Source organism: Paenibacillus sp. RC73 (assembly GCF_044908085.1).
In the GTDB taxonomy this organism is placed as follows: domain Bacteria; phylum Bacillota; class Bacilli; order Paenibacillales; family Paenibacillaceae; genus Paenibacillus; species Paenibacillus terrae_A.
Map to the genome: position 1 here is coordinate 47,036 of NZ_JBIYCV010000003.1, position 17,658 is coordinate 64,693.

Genomic DNA, 17,658 nt, shown 5'->3' on the forward strand with positions numbered 1-17,658 from the left:
ATCACCAACTTATCGCGAGGTAGGAGTCCATTATAGGATTCCTATGTTATTATGAAGGAATAACCCAAACTTGATAAGGAGAAATTTTGTAAATGGTAGCTGATCAATCCGTCTTTATCTTACTTACGAATACGGGAACGTTTCTTACGAGAGTCATTAAGAGCTATACGAGGGCACCATACAATAACGCCTCCATTTCCTTCAACCGGGAACTTTCGGAGTTATACAGCTTCGGGAGAAAGACCCCTAATAACCCTCTGGATGGTGGTTTCGTGAAAGAGGATATTAAGACAGGTACATACAGCAGATTTCCGAATACAACATGTGTCATCTACGAGCTTCAAGTAACCGAGCGTGAAGTCGAGAAAATGAAACGGGTCCTACACGTCTTTATCAGAAGTCGTCAAAAATATATGTATAACTTACTGGGTTTGATTGGTATTGCACTCAAAGAACCCGTCGAGTTCAGTAATTCCTATTTTTGTTCGCAATTCGTTGCAGAAATTTTACAGCGATCCGGCATAAAAATATGGAACAAGTTGCCCGCTCTTATTACGCCGGACGATTTTCGGCAAAGCGACCGACTGCATTTGATTTATGAAGGAAAATTGAGTGACTACGAGCCTCAATCCTAAGCTGGAGAGCCGCGAGCGCCCCTTTTATTCAAACGCCCCGCGTACCTCTTTAACAATTCGCTTTAATGCATCAATCTGCCTAACATTTAATTCGCTGACAACAGCTGTGTTTTCATCAACTCCAAATTAGACAAGCATCATATTTATAGCTACTATAGAAAGGTAAATAAAATCTGAATGGAGGATTTCATATGAAAATCGCATTAACAGGAGCAACCGGGCAACTGGGTTCCATCGTGGTAGAGGCGTTGCTTGCATCCGTATCGGCAGAAGACCTTATTGTTAGCGTGAGAAATCCGGAAAAAGCAGAAAACTTGCGTGCCCGTGGCGTTGACGTTCGTCTTGGCGATTTTGATAAACCGGAGACGCTGGACCAAGCGTTTACTGGTGTAGACCGATTGCTGATTATATCCGCAGACGGCGATAATGATACGAGAATCCGCCAGCATAAGGCTGCTGTGGATGCTGCTGTACGTGCGGGAGTAGGCTTCATCGCTTATACCAGCGCTGCCAATGCGGCTGACAGCACTCTGTTCCTTGCACCTGTACATCGTATAACGGAGGAGTTCATTCGCGAATCGGGCATTCCTTACTCCTTCCTGCGTAATAACTGGTATCTTGAGAATGAAGCAGGCACGATTCAATCCGTGCTGGCCGGGGCTCCTTGGCTGACCTCAGCAGGTTCCGGTAAAGTAGGTTGGGCTGCCCGTGCAGATTATGCGCAAGCGGCGGCAGTCGTTTTGTCCAGCGAAGGGCATGAGAATACGATATACGAGCTTTCAGGCAAGCCGATTACCCAAGAAGAGTTTGCGGCGATTCTTGCTGAGGTGCTGGGTAAGGATGTGCCTGTACAGCAGGTAGACGATACTGCGTATGCCGACATTATGCTTGGTGCGGGCGTACCGGAAGCCGCAATCCCTATTGTGGTCGGTATTCAACAAGCGATTCGTGAAGGAGCTTTGGATGTTGTAAGCAACGATTTCGAGAAGCTTCTGAAACGCCCGCTTACGCCGCTTAGCCAAGGAATTCGTGAGCTGGTTGAGCAAACAAAGGCATAAAATCGCCGTAGAGCACATTTTCAAAATATGATTCTGCTCATGATGAAGGATGCTACCCTAACAAGGCGGGCATCCTTTTTTAATCATCATAATCATTTCAAAAGGAAAGGGAAATCCTAAACTAATTTCCTCTATTAGTGGAATCGTTGCTGATTATCCAATATACTTGTAAGGAACTCCAAGGAGGGCTTGGAGCAAGGTTTGTTTCATAGGACGATCACAGGTGTAGAATTGATAATGAATGGAGTACATACAAATATGTCTAATTTGCCAAATTGCCCGGAATGTAATTCAGAATACACGTACGAGGATCGGAGTCTTTTCATTTGCCCGGAATGCGCTCATGAGTGGTCTTCCGAATCAGAAGCAGCAAACAATGAAGATGTAAAAGTCATCAAAGATGCCAATGGTAACGTTCTGCAGGACGGTGATTCTGTAACCGTCATTAAAGACCTTAAAGTCAAAGGAAGCTCATCCGTCCTGAAAATCGGCACAAAAGTAAAGAATATCCGTCTGGTGGAAGGCGATCATGATATTGATTGCAAAATTGATGGCTTCGGAGCGATGAAATTAAAATCGGAGTTTGTGAAAAAGAACTAAAAGCTATGTTAACGCAACCCAACGAGTTTGGAGTTTGTACTGGAAAAACCCTTTGATATAAGAGGGGTTTTTCTTTATATTCGGACAGCTTCAGGAGGTAGAATCATAGTCATAGATGGACCAACAGCAACAGCCCTGAAACTTGAATTGGAAAAAGAAATATGCTGTTTATCTCAACGTATTTCAGAGACACTTTTCAGTTCAATGAGGATTTAGAAAAGGAGAAGCTAGGCGCTTCTCCTTGGATTATACATCGTTTACAGCGGTGCCAGCCAAACGGTTCCGGTTCCCCTGTACACATTGACCAGCCCTTCGCCGGAAGCAGCCGAGCCCATTTTGGTTTTCCCGGATTTCTCGACGGTGAACTGTAAGGTATTGGACCACATGAGGGCAAAGTTACCATCCACCTTCAGCACATCGTTTTGCAATTCTATAACGACCGCTTCCTCGGAAGGGATAGGCGCTTGCAGGGCAAGAACTCCTTTTCCCCGAGCGCTTAAATTAAATAATCCTTCTCCACCCAGAGCGGCCGAGGAAAGGTTGCTACGGGCAACAACGGATATGTCCAGCGTAGTTTCACAAGCTAAAAATAAGCCGTCTTCGATAGCAATGTGATCATTATCGACATCAATGAGCCAAATGTAACTATAAGTAGGTTCCAGCATAATCGTACCCGTGCCTTTATAGAGAGGTTTGATGGCACTTGTTCCCGTTACAGCACCGGACACCAAATTTCGCATTAAGCCCCCGACGCCTTTTACGCCGGTAGTCATCTCCATACTGCCCACCGTATATTGCATGGCGCCCGCCTTCATCATAATTTCACTATTGTTGATTTCGATCATGAGCTGCTTGCGGCGCATGTTACTTTTGCTCATATAGTAATTGGCTTCCGCAGCCGCAACCGAGGTGCAGCTTAAATCCGATATGTATTCCAATACGGTAAATCCACCTAATTGGTCTGCGATGGCAACATTGCTGTTATCCTTTAGGTTATTGATGACAAAAGCCATGGATGTATGAGCCCCCTTGTTGTATTCACGCTGTGAGGATTGAAATCTCTTTTATTCCATAAAATATTCGACAGAAAGATTTCGTTTCCTGCGGAAAATCCTCAGGTTCTCTTAAGCCGATTCCATATTTAGAAAGCAGAGCTTGAAAAAAACGCGGAAAAGGTTCAAAATAAAGATATCGGTTTTTAAAATGGTTTGCTCACAAAGCAGCCGATGAGAACGAGACATTGAAGCAGGGGGTAGGGCAAGTGGAGATAGGTATCAGCACATTTGTAGAAACAACGCCGGATACACAGACGGGTGAGGTCATCAGTCATGCACAACGAATACGTGAAGTTGTCGAGGAGATTGTGCTTGCAGATCGGGTAGGACTGGATGTATATGGCGTGGGAGAGCATCATCGTAAAGACTATGCGGCATCTGCTCCTGCGGTAATACTAGCTGCTGCTGCTTCGCAGACCCAGCGGATTCGGCTGACCAGCGCGGTTACGGTGCTTTCCTCGGATGATCCGGTACGTGTATTTCAGGATTTTGCCACATTGGACGGCATCTCGAATGGACGAGCTGAGATTATGGCAGGCCGGGGTTCTTTTATCGAATCGTTCCCGTTGTTTGGCTATGATTTGGATAACTATGACGAACTGTTTGATGAAAAACTCGAACTGTTATTGAAAATACGGGATTCGGAAAAAGTCACCTGGAAGGGCGGACATCGGCCTGCGATCAATAATCTGGGCGTGTATCCACGTCCGGTTCAGGACCCGTTGCCCGTATGGATTGGTAGCGGAGGCAATCAGGAATCTGTGGTTCGCGCGGGCTTGCTCGGGTTACCATTGGTTCTGGCGATTATTGGCGGTAGTCCTGTGCAGTTTGCGTCGCTTGTGGAGCTGTATAAAAAAGCTGCTACGCACGCAGGTCATGATGCATCATTACTTCCGGTTGCATCCCACTCGCATGGTTTTATTGCGGAAAGTACCGAGCTTGCAGCGGAAAAGTTTTTCCCTTCCACCCAGCAAAGCATGAACGTCCTTGGGCGTGAGCGTGGATGGGGTCCTTACACCCGTTCCAGCTTCGATGCCGCACGCAGCTTTGAAGGTGCATTGTATGTAGGCGATCCCGATACGGTTGCTCAGAAAATCATTCACCTGCGCAAGCAGGTAGGCATTACACGCTTTCTGTTGCACGTACCTGTAGGCACGATGCCGCATGAGGATGTCATGAGAGCCATTGAGTTATTGGGAACAGAGGTAGCGCCACGGGTGCGCGAAGAGATATCCAAGTGGGAAGCTGAGAGTAAATAAACGTTTTTCTTCTAAGTGGATGGATAAATAAGAAAGGAGCAGGCCTTTGGTACAAGGTGGCTCCTTTCTTTTTTGAGAGTTATCGAGTATTCAACAAAGGGCACTTAAGAGAAGGGATTGGACAAAGGTTTCTTAATCGCTAAAATTGAACCATTTGCTGACATCTATTTTTTTATGTTCATACCTATATCGCCACTCGTTGGATTCGGGCTGATACGTATAATCCTTTTGCCACGCTATGATATTTCCTACAACCGCTCGTATGGAAGAGGTAAGATAGGAGACTTCCTGATTCGTCATCATGGGATGGAGGGACAGGCGCACCCAGCCGGGTTTTCTCGATAAGTCTCCCGCATGGATGAGGTCTGACATCTCATTAGAGGTTTGTTGGTCGATGCCCAGCAAATAGTGTCCATACGTTCCTGCACAGGAGCAACCGCCGCGGACCTGAATTCCGAACCGATCATTCAGTAATTTTACGATCAGATTGTAGTGGATATGGTCGACAACGAAAGAAACGATTCCGAGTCGTTCTTGGCTTCTTCCACCTAAAACGTGCAAGTGTGGTATTCCTTTCAACCCTTTTAAGAGTGATGACGTTAACTCCTTTTCGCGCTCCAAAATGCGGTTTTGGCCCATCTGTTCTTTCAGTTGAATGCAGAGCGCCGTTCGTATGGCCTGTAGAAAAGCAGGAGTCCCCCCATCCTCGCGTGCTTCGATATTGTCTTTATATTCGTACCCACCCCAAGGATTGGTCCAGCTTACCGTACCGCCTCCTGGCTGATCCGGGGCATGGTTGAGGCTTAGTTTCGAATCCATAATGAGAACACCGCTTGTTCCGGGGCCGCCGAGAAATTTGTGGGGAGAAAATACAATAGCATCCAATCTTTCAAGCGGCTCTGTGGGGTGCATGTTGATCTCGGCATAAGGGGCGTTTGCGGAAAAATCAATGAAACACACCCCGCCATGCTCATGCATTTTGCGGGACAGTTGAGAAATCGGCGGTTCAAACCCCGTAACATTGGAACAGGCTGTAAAAGCGCCGATCTTGATAGGGCGACGACGGAATTGAAGCAGCAAACGTTCCAGATTTGCCGGATCAACGGTACCACCGGGACCGGGAGGAATGCACACGACGTCTCCAATCGTTTCAGCCCAGGAGATATGATTCGAGTGATGCTCCATATGGGTGACAAAAATAACGGGACGTTCTTTTTCAGCGATAGGGTAGTGATGCTTTAATTTTTCATGTATTTTCAATCCCAGCATGCGTTGAAGCTTATTTATTGCCCCTGTCATACCGGACCCGGCAAACAGAATGATGTCTTGTTCGTTGGCATGAACGTGGTTCTTAATGATTCGCTTTGCCTCTTCGTAGGCTTGGGTCATCAGGGTACCTGTCAAATTAGACTCCGTATGGGTATTCGCCACAAAAGGGCCGAAATGGTTAGCTATTTTGGACTCAATAGGTCCATACAGACGACCGCTGGCAGCCCAATCCGCATACACCAGCTTTTTTGGCCCGTATGGAGATTCAAAGGTTTGACGATATCCAATCGTACCTTTCCGATACCGTGCGAAATAAGCCTCGCCAGAAGGCTGGTACGCACTATTGTTGCTTCCGATTCGAGCCTTGAGCATACGGGCGCCTCCCATGTGGTTCTGTCGTTCTAGGGTACGTAGGAAGACCCGAATGGGTTAAGAAAAATAGGCGAATGTCATCATTTTGTCAAAATAAAAGCCTCATCCGAAAGCCGGACAAGGCGTGCGTACATCTTATATGAACAGCTGCATATCGGATACGAGCGCATCTTTGAGATACGTTTTGGCCTCGATAATTTCTAGTTCAGGTATGAATTCTTCGGGTTTAAAACCCATAATGTCCACCGATAGCTTGCAGGCATAAAATTTGACGTTCTTTTTCCGTGCCCCCTTCAAGAAATGAATCAGCTTCGGGGCTTCGTTATCTTCGATCATTTCTGTCAGCATCAGCTTGCCGAGACCGCTAAAATTCATTTTGGACAACGGCAGCTGCTCAGGTCCTTTTGGAGTCATCCAGCCCATAATTTTTTCATAAATCGTCTTGTCCTCAAGCGTCATTTTATCAGGATCACGAACCAGAAATAGTCCCCAGAACGCAAAAAACATCGTCACGTCCACGTCCAATTCCCGAGCCGTATTCGCCAAAATCAGTCCAGCCATCGCCTTATCGTAATCCCCGCTGAACATGAGCAGGTTCATCTTTTTGTCCACTACCTTCCGCCTCCATTACCAACAGATATATTCAGTATGGATTTGGAAATGAGAAGTATGCCCAGTTCACATATCGCTCACAATTGGAGGGCAACTATCGTAAGAAGGAATGAATATCAAATCGTTTTGCCAACTTATTAAAAGTATCTTTAACCAAGCAGTATAGCGAAGAGCCGATCTTACTTTACCTCCTTTCAGTAACACTATAAAATACACAGTATGCATATTTATGTCTTATACCCACCCAAAGGAGAGTGTAACTTATGAGTGAAAGCTGTGTTCCTACTGGTGTGATGCTAAAAGATACTGGGTTCGGATATACGTTGTCCTTAATAGGCGGTAAATATAAAATGATCATTTTGTATTGTCTATCTGAAAATAAGGTTATGCGGCATAATGAGCTGAAGCGAAGGATCGGTACCATTTCTTTTAAAACGCTAAGCATTATGTTGAAAGAACTGGAGGCAGATGGCCTGATTATACGCAAGGAATTTCCCCAAGTCCCTCCAAAAGTTGAATATTCATTATCTGAACGCGGTCTTTCTCTCATTCCATTGTTAAATATGATGTGCGAGTGGGGAGAGAATAACAGTTCGCCAGCTCTGGAGGCTATACAGCGGTAGGCATAGCTATTTAGTCTAATTCAAAAAGAAGTATCTCCTAAACAAGGAAATACTTCTTTTTTAGCTTTAATAAAGCTACCTATTACAGGTTGTCCACAAAATTCAAATAATCTTTTGTGCTATTTTCCAAATGGCGTGTAACCGGTTCATTTTCTTTGCCAGGCTCATTTTCACCAGGTTCGCTTTCTATACCATAAAACGCAAAAAACGAACGATAATCCGCATTGCAGTATAGCAATGTAGTTTCAAAAGGAGATAATAAATGTTCAAGCGTATAGCGGTATCTTCCCTCTTCGCTGTAATCTTCTTTTTTGATTCCGGCAGATACAGCTAAGCCGACTTTACGATTCTTTAATTTATCCCCTCCATTTGAACCATATGCCCAACCATAAGCAAAAACATCGTCAAGCCACTTTTTAAGAAGTGGCGGACAATTAAACCAATAGACCGGGAACTGTAAAACAAGATTACGATGTGATTCAATTAATTGCTGTTCTTTTTCCACATCAATGTTTCCGTCAGGGTAAATGTTATACAATTCGTGTACAGTATACTTTTCAGGATATTTTTTGAGTTCTTCTACCCATCGCTTGTTAATCACGGATTTTTCTATGTTTGGGTGCGATACGATAATGAGAGTTTTCAAAGATTTGCCCTCCTTGAATATGGTTTACTTCTAGAGTATAGAGTACGCACTGCAAATAAGTAAGTATGCACTTTTAGTACAGGTACTTACATAAAGGTTAGTGTAAATTCAGTTTTGTATATTTTTTAGCCTACAGATTTATAGAATACTATTATTTTTGCTGGGCGGTTGGTATGGGGTGTTATAGGCATAATGCGAGTAAAATACATGACCGGATAAAGCCATGTCTTCTCGGTTATATGCGTGTATTCCATACCATTCATTTAGAGTGACCGTTACCAATGTCATATCTCCAAGCCATCCTCATTCTGTATAATCTCAAGGGAATTCAAGACACAAGCCTGAGATCGGGAGGATCATGAGAAAGTGAGTATAGAGAACAAATATAAAGCGCTTGAACTGGAAAAGCCAGGTATCTACGAATTGGAGGGGCTGGAGGTTGGAGTCACCTCCAATTGTAATTTTAAATGCGATTATTGCTGCGCATACCAGCGTAATGATGGACAATGCATCAGCAGTAAAGAAGTGATACGCATCATTGATGAAATCCCCACCTTAAAGCGCGTGCGGCTGTCCGGGGGAGAGGTGACCTTGAAGTATCAGGATTGTCTGGACATTGTGGCTCACTGTTCGAGCAAGGGAATCGCTACCCAGCTCAACACTAATGCCAGCTTGCTCAGTCCTGAACGAATTGAGAGGCTGCGTGATGCGGGGCTTTCCAACATCCATATCTCCTTCAACTTCACGGACCCCGAAAAATATGCGGCATATTATCATGTTCATCCGCGCATGTATGAGACAATCGCCCAGAATATTCGGTTATGTACCGAAGCCAAGCTGGAAACGGTGCTGGAGACCTTGCTATTTGCCGAGACGCAGAACAACATGCCAGCGATCAGCGAGAAAGTATATGAACTCGGTGTACGAATTCATGAAATCCAAAATAGCATCGTGATGGATCATACCAACTGGAACGCTATCTCTACCAAGGAAGCACTTGTTCGTTCCGTTCATGACTTGATCGCACATAAAAAGGACGATACCGTGCTGTATTTCACCTGTATGGATCGTTTTGCAGAAGCACTGGGCTTCAAGGAGCAGCCAGGTGTTTATTTTTCCAACTGCGTGGATGGTAAGAAGCAGCTTCATCTTCACGGGAATGGCGATATTCTGATCTGCGAGCTGTGCCATCCTGTGGTCATAGGCAACATTTACAACGGAACTTCCTTAAAAGATATTTACACCCATAAACCCAAGCCGCTTCAGGATTTTCTCGACAAACTGCCTTGTCCTGCATACGATGCACTTTTTCCGAATGGGATATAAGAGAGGAAAGATGTAAATAACGGAGTGATTGCCCTTAAAAGCGGCTATTGCTAAATAGCAGGGATGTTACAGCATCCTTGCTATTTTTTATTATATATTTGATCACAATTCCATCAGGATTTACAATGCGTAAAAGTGAAATGAGGCAACTACCTGATTTCTATGGAATTCGTTTTCGTGAAAGGGTTTACATGCTAGAATATAAGAAGGCTATCCTCTTACGAAAGAAGGAACAGATATGAAGTACAGAAATGTAGGCAACAGTGGTCTTAAAATCAGTGAAATCGGTTTGGGCAGTTGGTTGACGTACGGGACAGCCGCCGAGCAGGAAGCAGCTCATACCTGTATTGCCAAAGCCTTTGAACTCGGGATCAATTTCTTTGATACCGCCAATGCGTATAATCGGGGTGAGGGCGAAAAGGCTATGGGAGCGGCTTTGAAGCCTTATCGAAGAGAAAGCTACGTGTTATCTACGAAGGTTTACTTTCCAATGGATTCCGGTCCTAATGACAGGGGACTGTCCCGCAAGCACATTATGGAGCAATGCGAGGCTAGTCTTCAACGTCTTGGCACGGATTATATCGATATTTACTTCTGCCACCGTTACGATCAGGACACCCCTTTGGAAGAGACGCTGCGGGCTCTGGATGACCTTCAGGCTCAAGGCAAGATCCTGTATGCTGCAGTAAGCGAATGGAGTGCTGCCCAGCTCACGGATGCTTATGGCATTGGAAAAAGGCTGAATCTGCGTCCGCTGATTGCCAACCAGCCGATCTATAATATGTTCGAACGTTATATCGAACATGAGGTACTCCCTGTATCCGGGCAGGTAGGTATCGGCCAAATTGTATTTTCGCCTCTGGCCCAAGGTATCCTCACGGGTAAATACAAACCGGGACAACCTTTACCGACGGGCAGCCGCGGGGCTGATGCCTCCGTCAATAATGTCATCAGCAGTTACATGAACGATACCGTTCTAAACTGTGTCCAGGAGCTGGATAAGCTGGCGAAGGATTTGGGTGTCACCCTGTCAAAGCTCGCGCTTGCGTGGATTCTGAGAGAACCGGGTATCAGCGCTGCACTCATTGGGGCCACTAAACCGACACAAATCGAAGAAAATGTGAAAGCAGTCGAGGTGACGCTTCAACCAGAGGCATGCGCGGAAATTGAGCGGATTCTGAAGCAAGCAGAGGGGTTCGAGCCTTTGCGTTAAGCATTCACACGAGCCCCTGTAGAGGGGGACCATCAATAAAAAAGTCTCGCTCTTCCTGTCCGTAACAGAGAAGGGCGAGATTTTTTAACTTGCTTCAAGCATCGCGTAAATACCCGAAATCACACTAAATACAATCCCGCTCACTACAATGAGGTTTGTTTCTTACTAAGATCTATCGGATCGAAAAAGATGGGCAACAGCCATTTTGACTGACGAAAATCCATAGGGCTTCCAGCAACCCTAGCATCAATACCTTTTGCCCCCAGTACTTTCGTCTGGAGCTTTTGACCAATTATAATGCTGCTTTAATGACTTTTTTATAATACAGGATGGATAGTATCCCGAAAATGGAATATAAGGCGGTGTATAGTACCATAACGATGATCATAGGCATCCAAACTTCTGTTCCAAACAAGAACCAGCCGGATTGGACGGCGAAATAGCTGTGTGAAAGGCCGATTACTAATGGAATGCCGAAGTTAAAGATTTGTTTTATTTTGATGCCTCTAAGCAGGTCCCCTTGTGTGAACCCTAACTTTCTCAACACCGTATAATTGGCTTTTTCGTCTTCGCTCTCATCCATTTGCTTAAAATAAAGGATACAGCCTGATGTAATGAGAAAGGTGAGTCCTAAAAATCCAACTACAAACATGATCACTCCCATATCTCTCTTCTGATTGCTGCTCATTTCAAGGCGTGATGTTTGTTGGTCATTAAAATTGGCGGCTTTAAAGAGGCGATCGGCTTCTTTGATCTGGTCCTCATTCATCATATCAATTCCAATATATAAGGATGATTTCTTTTGAATCTCAGGATTTGCATCTTTCTTTAACCGCTCAAAGATGGTTTCGTCTACAATGACAGTGGGTAGTCCGCCGGCTGTAAAATAGTAGGGAATAACATATTCCTTTTTTAGACCCAAATATTGTTGATGTATGACTTCCTTTTTCCCCTTCAAGTCCAATGGGCCAAAGCTTTTCAAGGACATAAATTTCTGTAACAGATCATTATAGCCCGTTAAAATCGTTTGACCTGGGGATACATCCGTAGCCTCCACAGATTGATCGCTTATGACAGGCAGCGTCATGGAATTCGTACCGATATTTAATCCTTCCAGAGGGGTCTCCATAATTTGCGCTGCGTTCACACTGACTTGAATGACTTCAATTTTCTTTTCACGATACTGTATGTCATGCTCCTGAAGTAACGTTTTGAATTTCTCCGCATCCGCTACATTCGTCATTGCAAAATGGGAAGGTACATTGCCCTCAGCCGCTTGATCCGCAGAATAATAGGCGATATAGCTTAAGGAGAGTAAACCGATGGCAAGTGCCGATACCGTCGTAATAATGGTCAACAACAAAGCATTGGATTTCATGCGGAACATAATGGATGAGAGAGACAGCACCTCATTAATGTTTAAATAGCCGCCTTTACTTTTTCTGATGATATTTGAAATAAAGCGGATGGATCCTTTATAAAAAAGAAGTGTTCCGATGATGACAGAGCCCAAAATAAACACCATAGCCATAAATAATTCATTCATGGATGTAAAGTCTCCACCAAACAATTTGGAAGAAACATAGTATCCTAAAGCGATGAATGAAACTCCAATGATCCCAATGATCATCTCAAAGATAGATATTTCCTTGATTTTCCCTTCGGTGGTTGAGGTCACTCTGAACAAAGACAAAATACTCTGTCTTTTGATAAAGGAATAATTCATGACCATGATCAACAGGTAGATGATACCAAAAACGATGAGTGTTTGAGTCAGTGCTTGGTTAGAGAAATATAGAGTGGCAATGGCTTCGACGCCCGTCGTCTTAAATAAAATCATGATCACTAATTTGGAAAAGGAGAATCCAACCACAATGCCAATGAATAGTGAACTGAAGTATAGAATTAAGTTTTCAGCACTTAGGATGCGAAAAATTTTGTTTTTAGTCATTCCGATCAATTGAAATAGGCCAATTTCTTTGCTGCGTCTTTTTATAAAGATATTATTAGCATACAAAAGGAAAATACAGACAATAGCGACCAGCAGGACGGATGCTGCCCGTATGGAAGCTGCACCTTTAACAGAGCCCTTCACTTCGTCCATGGAGGGATCGTATTGTAATGTGACAAAAGCGAAATAGAGCGCAACACTGAAAATGAGAGCAAAAACATAAAGGTAATAATTTTTCAGGTTTTTTTTCAAATTCTTTAGAATGAGCAGATTAATGTTCATATTGGACCCCGCCTAAGACCCCTTGGGTTCTCATGATATCTTGGAAGAAGCTTTGTCTTTCTTGTTCACCTTTATGAAGCTGTGTATACATTTGTCCATCCTTAATAAAAATGACTCTACTGCAATGGCTGGCAGCGACGGGATCGTGCGTGACCATAATGATGGTTGCCTTGCGCTTCTGGTTTAACTGGCCCAGCTTGTTCAATAAATCGGAAGCTGATTTGGAATCCAGCGCACCCGTAGGTTCATCGGCAAAAATAATACTGGGCTCATGAATAAACGCTCTGGCCGCAGATGTACGCTGTTTCTGTCCACCCGAGATTTCATTGGGGTACTTATCTTTCAACTCATAAATTCCCAGTTCTGTAGCCACGTCCTGAAATCTTCGGTTGGCCTCTTTTTTAGGCGTTTTGGTGATGGATAAGGGTAAAAGAATGTTCTCCTTCACGGTTAGCGTATCCAGCAGATTATACTCTTGAAAAATAAACCCTAAATGCTTTTTGCGGAATTCAGCCAGTTGCTTTTCCTTCATTTTCGTCATTTCGATGTCATTGATTTTAATGGACCCGTGGCTCACGTGATCAATGGAGGAAAGGACATTCAGCAGAGTGGTTTTACCTGAACCAGAGGCTCCCATAATACTGACAAATTCGCCTTCTTCAATAAGGATATCAATTCCCTTTAATACCTCCTGCATATTTAACTTATTACCGTAGCTTTTATGAATTTTATGGGCTTCTAAAATATTCACTTCGATGCACTCCTTTTTGTTCTTGTAACTTTATTATAAAAATAGGGATGCTGCTTTTCCTTTGATTGAGCGAACAATACATAAAAGCATGTGACATCTCTGTCACATGCTCACCATACTCACGAAATCATTTTGTTTGGGAAAAATTAAAGTAAAGGTTGTACCGGCGTCCGGTTTGGAATGCATATCTATATGTATGAGCAAAGGCGTTGCTGCCTTTTTCGTTAAATATAACCCCATGCCCGTTGAAGTATGATCAGAATGTTGGGTCGTGGATGTAAAACCTTTCTCGAAAATACGGGGTATATCCTTCGGATCAATACCGCGACCAAAGTCTTGGACCTCAAGCCGTATTCGATCATTTTGTTCATAGCTGTGAATGATAATATCACTGGCATCGCTATATTTGATGGCATTGGTTAAGAGCTGCCTAACGATAAAAGCAAGCCATTTGGCATCACTCAGCACTTCCATTTGCTCAAGTTGGATATCAAAACCGATCCCTTTTTGGATGCACCATGATTGTAATGTTTTAATCTCTTTAAAAACCAGAGATTTTAAATTCACTTGCTCCACATACAAATCATTTTCAATAAAAGATATGCGTTTGTGATGGAGCTGCTGATCCAGCAGTAAGTGAATTCGTAACCATTCATAAGTTAGTTGAGCCTTTAGGGATTTATCGTCCAATCGCTCAATCATCAAATGCATGGCGGTCAAAGGTGTTTTTACCTCATGAATCCAGGATAATAGTTCATCTTTTTCGTGTTCAAGTGTCAATTGATTTTGCGAGATGATTTGTTGTAATCGTTCGGTCTGGTCGGTGATTTTTTGTTCAATGATTTGCTCAAATGGACTCTCCGGTTCGCCTATACCCGTTAATTCGAGAGGGATTTCCCATTCTTCTAGTGTTTTATAGAATTTGGTTTCTTTAGGGTAGCGGATAATTAAAAAACCCAAGAATACCATCATAGATAAGAAGACAATATATAGGATCGGCATAAACGGGATTGCTGCATCCACATAAGCGATGAGCAGGATAAGGAATTGCTGACATACAAAAAGTAGAATCCAGCTTCGCCTTTCCATAAGATATTTTTTAATCATAGGCATGTGCCTCTTCTGTAGCCATGTAGCCTTGCCCCACCTTCGTTTCAATGAAACGGCCCAAATCCAGCTCATCCAGTTTTTTTCGCAGGCGATTCAAGTTGACGGTCAGGGTATTGTCGCTGACAAAACGTTCATCATCCCAAAGGCTTTTAATTAATTCCTCCCGGGAGACAATTTTGTTTTTTTGCTCAATTAGAAGCTTTAAAATATAAATTTCGTTCTTGGTTAATTCGATGGAGCCAGCCTCATTGGCAACTACATTTTTTTCGTAATCGACCGTGGCTCCACACCATGTTTTCAGGGAGACAGGTTCTGTATTGTAATTGTACACGCGGCGAAGTGTCGCCTGTAATTTTGCAATGAGTACATCAAAATGAAACGGTTTTTGGATAAAATCATCCGCTCCAAGCTGCATCGACATCACCATATCCGTAGGGTGATCACGTGATGATAAGAAGAGGATAGGGACGTTAGAACGGGATCGAATCATTCGACACCAATGAAACCCATCAAATTTCGGTAATTGAATATCAATCACGACCAGATCAGGCTTTATCGTTGTGAATTCCTGAATTACCTTACTAAAGTCCTGGATGCCATACACATCATAGGCCCATTGAGTTAATCTATCTTTAACTTCATGAAATAAAGTTTCATCATCTTCAATTAGCAAGATTTTAAACAACGATTTCACCGCACTTTTAACTTTTTTATATAAAGTGTATAGCAAAATTGGTTTGCATGCTATATGTGTAATTCTCCACTTTATACTGCGCTAATCTGCTGTTAATAGTTGAGCCCTATAGTAGGATCTATATCCACAAATATCATATAAACTAAAGGATGGATGCAAGTATGGGGATTCATACGTATTTTCGATCACTAAACGAGTTGGAAAGGATCATCCGCTGTCCAGGCAAGTTTAAATTTGAAGAACACAGCGTATCTGCTCATTCCTGGAAAGTGGTACAGTATGCCAAAACGCTGGCTGATATCGAAGAGCGAAACGGCGTAAGCATTGACTGGAAAAAGCTTTACGAGATCACAAGTAGTCACGATTATGGGGAGATTTTTATTGGAGACATTAAAACGCCTGTTAAGCACTCCTCCAAGGAACTTCGGTTATTAATCCAGCAGGTCGAAGAAGGCATGATTGAGTATTTTATTGAAGAGAACATTCCGGAGGAGTTTAAAGCCATTTTCCGCAAACAGTTACGGGAAGGCAAAGACAATTCAGTAGAAGGTTTGATCCTTGAAGTTGCTGACAAGATGGATCAGGTGTACGAAGCATTTGCCGAACTACAGCGGGGAAATACTGAAAAAGAATTTATAGTCATGTATCGTAATGCGCTCGTTAAAATCAAAAATATTCGATTAAAATGCGTTGATTATTTTTTGGAAAATATTTTGCCAGATATGGTTAAGGAAGAAACGCCTTCATCCATTGATATTAAAAAGATTACGGAAGAAGCCTTAGCACTATAAATGAATTTTCTTACCGTCCAGAAGCTACAGAAGCGCTTCTGTTCATACATAATGATGTTTTTTTTAGTAATGGAGTAACCCCCGTATAAAAATAAAGAGCAATAAGTGGCAGTGATTAAAACTGCCCTTATTGCTCTTTTCTTCATGCATAGTCCTTGAACACTTTCTTAATATATGAAAATGTTATTTATTCCGAAAAAGGGTTGGGGAAATTCGTTTTAGTGGCTGCATTTTGTTGCTTGGTATTGCCAATTCCAAGTTCGCCATTTTTGTTATATCCCCAAGACCAGACCGTTCCATCCGCTGTCAAAGCGTGCGAATGGTTGCCTGCTGCACTGAATGCTACTACATCAGTAAGTGGAGTATTCATTTCATCTACCACTTGGGTAGGGACTTTAATAGAAAATACATCGGTTCCATCACCTACCTGCCCATCATTATTCGTTCCCCATCCCCACAGAGTTCCGTCATTTTTAAGGGCAAAAGTTTGGGATTTGCCTGCTTTCAGTCTACTTACATCGGAAATATTGATCAATACGGGTGATCTTCTAAAAGTAGAGGTTCCGTCCCCAAGCTTTCCAGAAGTATTGCTACCGGAAGCGTATACTTCTCCGCTATTCGTTAAAACATAAATGCGGTCAGCCCCGGCAGTAAAGGTTTTGATATCATCAATTCGATATTGAACAGGGGTAAGCTGGTTTTCTTTATCATCCTGTCCCAGTGCGCCATCATAACCTTTTCCCCATACCCATAGCTGATTATTTTTGTCTAAAGCTGCACCAAAGCTATCGCCAGCGTCAATGGCTACAATATCCTCCAAACCTTGTACCTGGACAGGCTTAACGGAAAAGGCGGAAACCCCTTTTGTGCCAATACCGAGTTGCCCAAAGTTATTTTCTCCGTAGGCCCATACGGTTCCGTCATTTTTTAAGGCCAGTGTGAATTGACCTCCTGCTCTCACTTCCTTAACATCATTAATATATTTGTTCTTAACAGGCTCTCTTGCCGTATCCCTCTTATTTCCAGTGCCCAGCTCGCCGTAACTTGCAAAACCCCAAGACCAGATGGTTCCGTCTTTTTTGAGCAAGGTTGAATGCAAATCACCAGCATCAATCATAGCGATATCAGATACAGCCGCTTGCATCGGACTTGTTTTATTATTTCCTCCACCAGCGCCTACGCCGAGTTTGCCATTACTGTTACTTCCCGTTGCATAAAATGAAGATCCATCTTCCATGGCCAGGAAAGCATTAGTTGTCCCTGCCGAGAGCAAATGATCGTAATTTACAGTAGAATCAGCGCTTGCTGTAATGGAACTTCCCATCAGAAGTGTGGATGCGGCGAGAGCTGCGAAACCTAGTTTTTTTAACATATTACTAAACACACCTTTCGAAATATAATGGATAATACT

General features: G+C 43.3%; 17 protein-coding genes. 8 read left to right on the forward strand and 9 right to left on the reverse strand.

Annotated features, from left to right (window positions below; all coding sequences use genetic code 11):
- Positions 1–92: 92 nt before the first annotated feature.
- The 3 genes from ABH897_RS07115 (at position 93) to ABH897_RS07125 (ending at position 2,293) form a co-directional block, all read left to right on the forward strand.
- Positions 93–635, forward strand: a complete 543-nt coding sequence (locus ABH897_RS07115) for a hypothetical protein (protein WP_404591477.1) — start codon at positions 93–95, stop codon at positions 633–635.
- A 191-nt stretch (positions 636–826) separates the two neighbouring features.
- A complete protein-coding gene (locus tag ABH897_RS07120) occupies positions 827–1,693 on the forward strand; it encodes an SDR family oxidoreductase (protein ID WP_404520605.1) in 867 nt (288 codons plus the stop codon).
- 258 nt (positions 1,694–1,951) lie between these two features.
- The gene (locus tag ABH897_RS07125) at positions 1,952–2,293 is read left to right on the forward strand and encodes a zinc ribbon domain-containing protein YjdM (RefSeq protein WP_283656353.1); all 342 of its coding nucleotides are present in this window, start codon (positions 1,952–1,954) and stop codon (positions 2,291–2,293) included.
- Positions 2,294–2,550: 257 nt separating this feature from the next.
- Here the strand turns inward: ABH897_RS07125 and ABH897_RS07130 are convergent, their stop codons facing one another.
- Positions 2,551–3,306 (reverse strand): AIM24 family protein, encoded by a 756-nt coding sequence (locus tag ABH897_RS07130; RefSeq protein ID WP_044648815.1) that lies wholly within the window; start codon positions 3,304–3,306, stop codon positions 2,551–2,553.
- 248 nt (positions 3,307–3,554) lie between these two features.
- On the opposite strand from ABH897_RS07130, the gene ABH897_RS07135 reads away from it, so the two are divergent.
- The gene (locus ABH897_RS07135) at positions 3,555–4,607 is read left to right on the forward strand and encodes an LLM class flavin-dependent oxidoreductase (RefSeq protein WP_404591479.1); all 1,053 of its coding nucleotides are present in this window, start codon (positions 3,555–3,557) and stop codon (positions 4,605–4,607) included.
- A gap of 132 nt (positions 4,608–4,739) precedes the next feature.
- On the opposite strand, the gene ABH897_RS07140 is transcribed toward ABH897_RS07135, so the two are convergent.
- Positions 4,740–6,248 (reverse strand): aminotransferase class V-fold PLP-dependent enzyme, encoded by a 1,509-nt coding sequence (locus tag ABH897_RS07140; RefSeq protein WP_404591481.1) that lies wholly within the window; start codon positions 6,246–6,248, stop codon positions 4,740–4,742.
- A gap of 135 nt (positions 6,249–6,383) precedes the next feature.
- Positions 6,384–6,860 (reverse strand): DsrE/DsrF/DrsH-like family protein, encoded by a 477-nt coding sequence (locus ABH897_RS07145; protein ID WP_283653926.1) that lies wholly within the window; start codon positions 6,858–6,860, stop codon positions 6,384–6,386.
- 263 nt (positions 6,861–7,123) lie between these two features.
- On the opposite strand from ABH897_RS07145, the gene ABH897_RS07150 reads away from it, so the two are divergent.
- On the forward strand, positions 7,124–7,483 hold the full coding sequence (locus tag ABH897_RS07150; protein ID WP_283653925.1) for a winged helix-turn-helix transcriptional regulator: 360 nt from the start codon (positions 7,124–7,126) through the stop codon (positions 7,481–7,483).
- A gap of 82 nt (positions 7,484–7,565) precedes the next feature.
- Here the strand turns inward: ABH897_RS07150 and ABH897_RS07155 are convergent, their stop codons facing one another.
- Positions 7,566–8,129 (reverse strand): NAD(P)H-dependent oxidoreductase, encoded by a 564-nt coding sequence (locus tag ABH897_RS07155; RefSeq protein ID WP_283653924.1) that lies wholly within the window; start codon positions 8,127–8,129, stop codon positions 7,566–7,568.
- A gap of 366 nt (positions 8,130–8,495) precedes the next feature.
- On the opposite strand from ABH897_RS07155, the gene ABH897_RS07160 reads away from it, so the two are divergent.
- Both ABH897_RS07160 and ABH897_RS07165 read left to right on the forward strand, forming a co-directional pair.
- On the forward strand, positions 8,496–9,455 hold the full coding sequence (locus ABH897_RS07160) for a radical SAM protein (RefSeq protein ID WP_283653923.1): 960 nt from the start codon (positions 8,496–8,498) through the stop codon (positions 9,453–9,455).
- Positions 9,456–9,693: 238 nt separating this feature from the next.
- On the forward strand, positions 9,694–10,668 hold the full coding sequence (locus ABH897_RS07165) for an aldo/keto reductase family protein (protein WP_404591483.1): 975 nt from the start codon (positions 9,694–9,696) through the stop codon (positions 10,666–10,668).
- 292 nt (positions 10,669–10,960) lie between these two features.
- Here the strand turns inward: ABH897_RS07165 and ABH897_RS07170 are convergent, their stop codons facing one another.
- From ABH897_RS07170 to ABH897_RS07185, 4 genes are all read right to left on the reverse strand, one after another.
- A complete protein-coding gene (locus ABH897_RS07170; RefSeq protein WP_404591485.1) occupies positions 10,961–12,901 on the reverse strand; it encodes an ABC transporter permease in 1,941 nt (646 codons plus the stop codon).
- Positions 12,891–13,652 (reverse strand): ABC transporter ATP-binding protein, encoded by a 762-nt coding sequence (locus tag ABH897_RS07175; protein ID WP_283653920.1) that lies wholly within the window; start codon positions 13,650–13,652, stop codon positions 12,891–12,893. Before ABH897_RS07175 ends, ABH897_RS07170 begins: the two co-directional genes overlap by 11 nt.
- A gap of 102 nt (positions 13,653–13,754) precedes the next feature.
- Positions 13,755–14,759, reverse strand: coding sequence for a sensor histidine kinase (locus ABH897_RS07180; RefSeq protein ID WP_283653919.1), 1,005 nt, complete (start codon positions 14,757–14,759; stop codon positions 13,755–13,757).
- Entirely contained in the window at positions 14,752–15,447 is a 696-nt protein-coding gene (locus ABH897_RS07185) for a response regulator transcription factor (RefSeq protein WP_283653918.1), read from the reverse strand. The genes ABH897_RS07180 and ABH897_RS07185 overlap by 8 nt, the downstream gene beginning before the upstream one ends.
- Positions 15,448–15,617: 170 nt before the next feature.
- On the opposite strand from ABH897_RS07185, the gene ABH897_RS07190 reads away from it, so the two are divergent.
- Entirely contained in the window at positions 15,618–16,247 is a 630-nt protein-coding gene (locus ABH897_RS07190) for a YfbR-like 5'-deoxynucleotidase (RefSeq protein ID WP_404520598.1), read from the forward strand.
- 187 nt (positions 16,248–16,434) lie between these two features.
- Here ABH897_RS07190 and ABH897_RS07195 read toward each other — a convergent pair whose 3' ends face one another.
- Complete coding sequence (locus ABH897_RS07195; RefSeq protein WP_283653916.1) at positions 16,435–17,619, reverse strand: RCC1 domain-containing protein; 1,185 nt, start codon at positions 17,617–17,619, stop codon at positions 16,435–16,437.
- Positions 17,620–17,658 lie beyond the last annotated feature (39 nt).

Coding starts and splice junctions, on each gene's coding strand:
- ABH897_RS07115 (WP_404591477.1), top strand. CDS start 93: ATGGTAGCTGATCAATCCGTCTTTATCTTACTTACGAATACGGGAACG.
- ABH897_RS07120 (WP_404520605.1), top strand. CDS start 827: ATGAAAATCGCATTAACAGGAGCAACCGGGCAACTGGGTTCCATCGTG.
- ABH897_RS07125 (WP_283656353.1), top strand. CDS start 1,952: ATGTCTAATTTGCCAAATTGCCCGGAATGTAATTCAGAATACACGTAC.
- ABH897_RS07130 (WP_044648815.1), bottom strand. CDS start 3,306: ATGGCTTTTGTCATCAATAACCTAAAGGATAACAGCAATGTTGCCATC.
- ABH897_RS07140 (WP_404591481.1), bottom strand. CDS start 6,248: ATGCTCAAGGCTCGAATCGGAAGCAACAATAGTGCGTACCAGCCTTCT.
- ABH897_RS07150 (WP_283653925.1), top strand. CDS start 7,124: ATGAGTGAAAGCTGTGTTCCTACTGGTGTGATGCTAAAAGATACTGGG.
- ABH897_RS07165 (WP_404591483.1), top strand. CDS start 9,694: ATGAAGTACAGAAATGTAGGCAACAGTGGTCTTAAAATCAGTGAAATC.
- ABH897_RS07170 (WP_404591485.1), bottom strand. CDS start 12,901: ATGAACATTAATCTGCTCATTCTAAAGAATTTGAAAAAAAACCTGAAA.
- ABH897_RS07180 (WP_283653919.1), bottom strand. CDS start 14,759: ATGATTAAAAAATATCTTATGGAAAGGCGAAGCTGGATTCTACTTTTT.
- ABH897_RS07190 (WP_404520598.1), top strand. CDS start 15,618: ATGGGGATTCATACGTATTTTCGATCACTAAACGAGTTGGAAAGGATC.
- ABH897_RS07195 (WP_283653916.1), bottom strand. CDS start 17,619: ATGTTAAAAAAACTAGGTTTCGCAGCTCTCGCCGCATCCACACTTCTG.